The sequence below is a fragment of the Microcoleus sp. POL10_C6 genome, assembly GCF_036701585.1.
Classification (GTDB): domain Bacteria; phylum Cyanobacteriota; class Cyanobacteriia; order Cyanobacteriales; family Microcoleaceae; genus Microcoleus.
Genome location: NZ_JAUBRB010000065.1, coordinates 23455 through 30908, shown reverse-complemented (window position 1 = coordinate 30908; position 7454 = coordinate 23455). Strand labels below are relative to the sequence as shown.

The 7454-nt window shown below is 45.9% G+C and carries 7 protein-coding genes; 2 read left to right on the top strand and 5 right to left on the bottom strand.

Annotated elements, in window-relative coordinates; all coding sequences use genetic code 11:
- Positions 1-94 precede the first annotated feature (94 nt).
- Positions 95-2203: a GAF domain-containing protein gene (locus QUA34_RS25800; protein WP_333389946.1), complete on the bottom strand. Its 2109-nt coding sequence runs from the start codon at positions 2201-2203 to the stop codon at positions 95-97.
- A 315-nt stretch (positions 2204-2518) separates the two neighbouring features.
- On the opposite strand from QUA34_RS25800, the gene QUA34_RS25795 reads away from it, so the two are divergent.
- Positions 2519-3430, top strand: a complete 912-nt coding sequence (locus QUA34_RS25795; protein ID WP_333389944.1) for a pantothenate kinase — start codon at positions 2519-2521, stop codon at positions 3428-3430.
- Positions 3431-3483: 53 nt separating this feature from the next.
- Here the strand turns inward: QUA34_RS25795 and QUA34_RS25790 are convergent, their stop codons facing one another.
- The 4 genes from QUA34_RS25790 to bcp all read right to left on the bottom strand — a co-directional run bounded on the left by QUA34_RS25790 (position 3484) and on the right by bcp (position 6786).
- Positions 3484-4290, bottom strand: a complete 807-nt coding sequence (locus QUA34_RS25790; RefSeq protein WP_333389942.1) for an alpha/beta hydrolase — start codon at positions 4288-4290, stop codon at positions 3484-3486.
- 116 nt (positions 4291-4406) lie between these two features.
- Positions 4407-5510, bottom strand: coding sequence for a transposase (locus QUA34_RS25785; protein WP_333389940.1), 1104 nt, complete (start codon positions 5508-5510; stop codon positions 4407-4409).
- A 269-nt stretch (positions 5511-5779) separates the two neighbouring features.
- Positions 5780-6235, bottom strand: a complete 456-nt coding sequence (locus tag QUA34_RS25780; protein ID WP_333322129.1) for an NUDIX hydrolase — start codon at positions 6233-6235, stop codon at positions 5780-5782.
- 77 nt (positions 6236-6312) lie between these two features.
- Complete coding sequence (gene bcp / locus QUA34_RS25775) at positions 6313-6786, bottom strand: thioredoxin-dependent thiol peroxidase (RefSeq protein WP_333389938.1); 474 nt, start codon at positions 6784-6786, stop codon at positions 6313-6315.
- A 465-nt stretch (positions 6787-7251) separates the two neighbouring features.
- On the opposite strand from bcp, the gene QUA34_RS25770 reads away from it, so the two are divergent.
- Positions 7252-7443: a hypothetical protein gene (locus QUA34_RS25770; RefSeq protein WP_190738786.1), complete on the top strand. Its 192-nt coding sequence runs from the start codon at positions 7252-7254 to the stop codon at positions 7441-7443.
- Positions 7444-7454 lie beyond the last annotated feature (11 nt).

Here is a 7454-nt window from a genome sequence, read left to right as displayed (position 1 = left end):
AATTCAAGTTCGAGCGCCCGAATTCAAGTTCGAGCGGCCGAATTCACATTATAAGTAATTACCCGAACCTGATATAATCTGACTAAAGCAGGAATTATGCACTTATCCTCCTCTGATTTGTCAGGGGCAACTCTACAATAAACTCAGTTCCTTCGCCAACCTGACTGATGCAACTCAGCTTGCCGCCGTGAGCTTGAACAATTACCTGATAGCACACTGAAAGTCCTAAACCCGTACCTTTACCCACAGGTTTAGTAGTAAAAAATGGGTCAAAAATCTTGTCTTGAATTTCAACAGGAATGCCAGTTCCCGTGTCGCGGACAGAGATTGTTACCCAGTCCGGCTCGCTTTGCCAACTGCGGATGGTTAATTGCCCCGGTTTGCTCGTTGACTGGAGCGCATCTAAAGCATTGTCAATCAAGTTATAAAATACTTGGTTAATTTGACTGGCATGACATTGGACGGGCGGCAAACTGCCGTATTGCTTGTCTATTTTGATATGGGTTTTTAGCTTATTTTGCAGCATCAAGAAACTGCTTTCTAAACCTTCATTCAAATCTACTGGTTTTAATTCAGCGTGGTCTAAACGAGAAAAATTTCGCAGCGTCATCACGATCGAGCGAATCCTCCCGCTGCCTTCTCGCATTGAATTGAGCAGTTTACCAAAGTCTTCTCGAATGTAATCGAGTTCTAGTTCTTCATTGATTCTGATAATTGCTTCCGTTGCTTCTGGGCAGGCATTTCCGGCCTGTTCTAGAGCTTCGTTCAAGGCTTTAAAATATTCTTGAGCATGAAACAAGTTAGCGTGGATGAAATTGTTGGCGTTGTTAATTTCGTGAGCAATTCCCGCTACCATTTGACCCAAACCTGACATTTTTTCGCTTTGAATCAATTGCTGCTGTGCCGATCGCAATTCTTCTAATGCAGCCTGCAACTGCTGGGTTTGAGCTTGAGATTTTACCGCAGCATCTTGGACTTGGCTGTAAAGTTCTGCTTGCTGAATGGCGATCGCCATTTGGTTGGCTATCTGGGAGAGCAACTCCATTTCTTGCCGCTGCCAATTGCGGGTATCCCGGCACTCGTGAGCAATCAGCAAACCCCACAGCCTACCGGGAAATTTAGGATTATAGCTTCCGGCTGTGTCGGGGGTATTTTCTTCAGTTCTGGATGTAACAATTGGCACGATCAGATTAGCTTTAACCTGCAAACTATTTAAGAAATCGACATGACAAGGCTCTAAACCAGCATTAAAAATATCATTAATTGCTTTGACTCGCCCTTGCTGGTAAAGATCGGCGTAATCTCCCCGGAAACACTTATCAGCCCCCATATCTCCTAAAATTGAAGGCCAAGGAACCGTCATGTTTTCAACAACAACTTTTCCTTGCCAGTTGTCTTGAAACTGATAGATAATTACTCGATCGCACTGCAACATTTGGCGGACTTCCCTCACCGCTGTTTCCAGGATAGTTTCCAGATCCAGGGTACTGCGAATTTGGTTGCCGATCAGCCTTAGCAGCGATTCTCGTTCGGCTTGGCGCCTGGTTTTGCTATAGAGTTTGGCTTGATTGATCGCGATCGCCAATTGCGATCCTACCCCTTCTAAAAGCTGCCTTTCCCAATCAGTCCATTCCCGTTCGCGATCGCACTGATGCAAGCCAATTATGCCATTCACTTCACCTTGATAGCGAGTAGCTACTGCCAGCATTGACTTAATCTCCAAAGCTTCGGCAATTTTTCGGGTTTGTGGGTTCAATCCCGGAAAATCGAGAAACTTCGTCACTGCTAGGGAATCTTGTTGAGACACGACTGCAGCCAAATGCGGGTTGTCAGTCATCGGTACTTTCATTCCCAGTTGGATCGGATAGTCCCCCGCGTTGTACTCTCCGCGCGTAACTAAAGTTTTTTCTGTATTTGATTCTTTGACTAAAATGCTCACGCGACTGCACTGTAATGCTTGTCCCAGCAATCTGCAGGCCGATGTCAAAATTTCTTCTATGTCAAGTGTACTGCGAATTTCGTTATTAATTTGGTTCAGCAAGTTTGATAACTGAACTTGCTGCTGCATCTGCACGATTAGGGCTTTTTGTTGGTCTACTTCCGGCAGCGAAAGACTTTCTTCCTGCCTCCAGTTTTCCGATTCAGGCAACCGCGAAGTTACTCTTTGCCAGGGGTTTTCGTGTTCTTGTATTTTTAAAGACATATTTACTCAGGAGTTGTACAGTATTTTGATTGAGTCTGGTTTTTTAAACCTATGTTTACCCCGCCAACAGCCCCATCGCAGCTACCAGGACTTTTGGAATATCTTAAGACATTATAAAGGATGCCGCCTGAGCAAAGCAATTATTTGCTTTACAAATATTTATATTTAGCAAGTATGCCCTCTGCAGCCGACAATACTAATTGGCGCGTGGCATGGAACTTGGTCAGATGTCAAATAGAGTTAACCGCCCGTTTAAGCGAATAAAATTAATCTAAAATCTATCTTTAGTTCAATGTTTGCGCCGGATCGATCAATATGGAAAATTCAATTCCCGACAATTTCCGTTCGCCAGCAAGCACCGACAACATTAATTCTGGATTGACAGGTAAAGCCCAGATTAAAATAGCTTTGGCGATCGGCAATTCCCGGCTGCACTGGGGATTATTTGTGGGCAAAACCCTGGAGAAAACATGGGATACACAGCATCTAAATACTGATGCTGTTTCCCGACTCTCGGAGGAGGAAAAAGCAGAATATTTGGTGCAAATAGTAATGAGGTCGATCGAGGAAATATCTTCTCAAACTCTCCTTTGTCTTCCTGCTACTACCGCTTTTTCTAATCCTCGCACACTTTCTTTAGTGCGGCTGCCTCTAATATTGGCTTCAGTAGTTACCCAGCAAACAGCAATTTGGCAGAGTTATCCTGATGTCCGAATTATTACTTTAGACCAGTTGCCGATCGGGGGACTCTATCCTACCCTGGGAATTGACAGAGCTTTGGCTGTACTGGGCGCTGGCAACCAATTGGGTTGGCCAGTTTTACTTATAGATGCTGGTACAGCTTTAACATTTACTGGGGCTGATGTCAATAGGTATTTAGTTGGGGGCGCAATCTTACCAGGTTTGGGTTTGCAGTTATCGTCCCTAGGTAAAAAAACTGCTGCATTACCTTTGATCAGTTTACCACAAAATCTGCCATACCGCTGGGCGAAAGACACTGCTGGGGCAATTCAAAGCGGAGTTGTGTATGCGACGGTGGCAGGAGTTAGGGATTTTATTGAAGATTGGCGGTGTTTGTTTCCTGATAGCAAAATTGCGGTCACGGGGGGCGATCGAACTTTGCTATTGCAATATCTCGCCTCAGCTTTTCCCGATACGGCTTCCGTACTAATTGACGCACCCGAAGCCATTTTTTGGGGAATTAGGCTGTTAACTGTTGACTGTTAACTGTTACCAATGCTCAATGCCCAATGCCCAATGCCCAATGCCCAATGCCCAATTCACTTAGCAAATTCCCGAATATACTTAGCAACAACATCCGGGACTTCCTGCGGCAAATTGCTTTCCCCCGGACTAACCGATTGCAGTTCGACATTAGGAGCCAGAGCAGCATAGGATTGACACAGAGACGAAGCTGCGGGAGTATCTTCAGAACCGTGCAACAGCAAAACAGGCGCTTTCAGCAAAGGCAAATTCTCATCAACTAACTCCGCTGTAATTTCAGCCCGCCGCCGCCCGAACAGCAACTGCACGGCAACTGGGGACTCCATCAACTGCTGTCTGAACTTTAGCAATCCGTCAATCTTTTTTTGGCTACCCAGCAACTTAGCAATTGGATAGATCGATCGTAGCAACCACAAAGCCAGCGGGGGTTGACCGATCAGCCAGCTAGCCGTCTGCCACCGCCCCCGCCGGTTGCCAACCTTGACGCCTTCTGGGGCCAACAACACCAAACCCTGAACTCGATCGGGATATTTGATAGCGTAGCTGGTGGCCACCCAGCCGCCCACAGAGTGAGCGATTAAATAAACCTGTCGCAACTTCAAAGTATCGAGGTATTGGGCGAGACATTCTACTTCCAAGTCGATCGAATAATGAAGATTCGGGCGTTCCGAGTCGCCAAACCCCAGCAAATCCGGTGCGAAGCAGTGGTAGTAGGGAGTCAAATGTTCGATCGTCCTCAGCCACTGACTGCTGTCGTGCCAAGAACCGTGCAAAAATACTAAATTCGGGCCTTGACCGACTTCGTGCCAGAAGATTTGCCCTACAGAGAGTTTGACCCGAGAATTGCGTAGCGGTGAGTACATCCGGTTAAATATTTAGTAATAAAAAGATGATTAATTTAATGTTCAGAGTTTGTGAATAAAAGTAGGAAAACATTGAAATACTCACCGGCAGTCAGGGCGCGGTGATTCTTGACGCTTCATCGGGTTCTGCTACCGAAATAGTCTGACAATCCCTCAGCACTCCATTTAGAGTCGTGGCGATTCCCCATCCCGACTTGAGCTATATTTCTAGCCGCATTTTCATCTCTATCCTGCTCGGTACCACAATTCAAACAGAGCACTGAGCGAATAGATAAATCGATTTTACCCCACTTGAAACCACAGTCCGAACAGACCTGGCTGGTGGGTTCCCATCGACTAATCACCTTGAACTCTCTGCCAAACTTTTCAGACTTAGCTTCGCACAAAGTCCTGAATTCTCTCCAACCTTGCAAGCTGATTACTCTAGCCACTTTGCGGTTCTTAACCATGCCCGACACATTTAAATCTTCCAAAACAATCACTTGGTTTTCGTTGACTATTTTGGTGGATAATTTGTGTATAAAATCTTTACGAACATCAGAAATACGGTTATGAAGCTTGGCGATCTTGATTCTAGTTATATTCCTTCTTTTGGAGTCATGAGGTTGGCGAGCTAACTTGCGTTGCAGTTTGCGAACTTTCCGGTCCAGTTTTTTATAACTTGGACTTTCGGCTTTTGCGCCATTACTCATTACCGCAAAGGTTTTAATCCCTAAGTCGATACCAATACTTGGATGCAAAGCCTCGGATTGAAATGGTTCGACCTCTACAACAAAGCTTAAGAAATAGCGATTAGCGCAATCCTTGATTACCGTGACCGAGCTAGGTGCTGACGGCAACTCCCTAGACCATATTGGCTTGACAATTCCAATTTTTGCTAAGTAAACGCCACCGTTTTTCTTCAGGGAAAATCCACGAAGAGTAAATCTTGCCGATTGACGGCTTGTCTTTTTTTTAAACCTAGGATACCGTACTTTTTGCCCTTTTCTTTTCCCTTTGTAGGAATCAAAGAAATTCTTAAAAGCCGTTTCTAAATCGGTTACAGACTGTTGCAAGGGAACGCATGACACCTCTTCCAGCCAAGTCCTTTCCTCAGTCTGTTTTGCCCCAGTTATTACTATTTTCTGAAGTTCTGTCGATTTCGGCTTTTTTTCGGATTGTTTGCAAAGTGCAAGAGCATCATTCCAGACAACGCGAACGCAACCGAATAACTGAGCCAAGCTCTGTTTCTGTTGGTCGGTCGGATAGATTCTGTACTTGTACCTTGCTTTCATTGTTTACTATTGCTTGATTGCTTTATTGTACCATGTATTATCAATACAATTAACTGAAAATGAAGAGAATCAAAGCCGTCCTATAAGGAAGGGGCTTCAGCCCTCCGCTACGCTCCGCCCAGTTCTTTGGTGAAAATTAATTCCACATTCATAACAGACAATTTTTGACCGCGAGGTAATTTCCGACTTTTCTGAAATTTCGATGCCCCGCCGATTTACGCCAAAGTTGTCAGGCCTTGAAAATAGTCCTGTAAGTGTTGGTCGTTATCGTGGCTGAGTGCCCCCTCCGGCAGGGATGCGGGCAAAAAAGCCTCAACCTCGCTGACTTCAAGCGTATCCTGAACTTGCATCTTTCCCTCTACCTCTGCTGCCACTACGATACAAATCGAGTGCAGGCGAGGGTCTCTATCGGCAGCCGAGTAAACACCCACCAAGCGACGGATTTTGACTAAATTGAGTCCTGTTTCCTCCGCTAATTCCCGGCGCACAGTTGTGGGAATATCCTCTCCCCAATCCACCATACCTCCCGGCAGTGCCCAGCGACCGTTGTCGCGGCGGCGAATTAACACAATTCGCCCGTCAGGCAATACGGGAATCACCGCAGTACCAGTGACGGGATGTCGAAAAATCAGTCCCAGCACAGTTTGTACAATTTGCCACAATCGACGCATAAACTCAAAAGTTTGTTTAGGGGAAAGTAATTTCAGGTTTCTTAGCTGGCAGCTCAAAAGTCTTAATTTTTAATTTTTCATTCAGGCGAGAGGTCTGGCAAGTCTGCTAATATCTCGGCTGCGTGAGTTTCTGGTTTGACTTTCCGATAAACCTTTTCAATCCTACCATCAGGGTCGATCGCGAAGGTCGATCGAGTAATTCCCATAAATTCTTTTCCCATAAATTTTTTGAGTCCGTAACAGCCGTAGGCGGTAGCAACTTCGGCGTTTGAGTCGCACAGCAAGGGAAAAGGCAGTTGATATTTAGCTGCAAACTTGGCGTGGGGCCCCGCCCCGTCTGTGCTGACGCCGAGGACTGCTATATTGCGCGACTGGTAGTCTGAGTAAATGTCGCGAAAGCCGCAAGCTTCTTTGGTACAGCCAGGGGTATTGTCCCTAGGGTAAAAATAAAGTACAACTCGCCGCCCTCGAAAATCTGCAAGGCTGACGACATTGCCTTGCGCGTCGGGCAGGCTGAAGACAGGAGCTACGTCACCGGGAATTATAGTCATTTGTCGTATTTGTCAAGAGTTTATAGAAATCTTCTGGAAGATTGACAACATTGCGTCCCGATCAAACCCAGATTCCCAGCGACTGGAATCCCCGTGTTCTTTTTTCTGGGTCTTGTACCGGGTGTGCTATGATCGTCATCGGTCTAAAATTGAGTATAACTAGCCAACGTAAAAACTTAACTGGATTAGTTGAGTGCGTAGTCACACCTAACGGTGTTGCGGTTTAGGAAAGCTAAATTTGAAGAAAACCTAACTACATAAAGAGAACTGATCGAGTACGGTAGGGCATACCGGAATTAACGCTTGGGGAGAAGACACCTATATTTTGGCTGGAGAAATCCTGTCGCCAGTAAGTGACTTCGCTGAACCAAGAATCTCAGTCACCAAGAGTGCACAGAGTGTCAAACTTAAGAATCCCTGGGCGTGAAAGCCCGGGGACTGTCAATGTTTATTAGTGAGGTCAGAATGGCTAAGCGCCGCAATCTCAAGAAAGAGAAGGCACAACGAAATCAAGCATACGCTCGCAAGTTTCGCAAGCGGAGAAATCAAGATATGTTCTCCAACAAGAGAAGACGATTTGACGGCGGTAACGGCGGTGGCATGGGCGCCATGAGCGGTGGCGGCAGAGACAAAGACATGGCTGCTGCTGAAGATTAATTGAGTCAGGC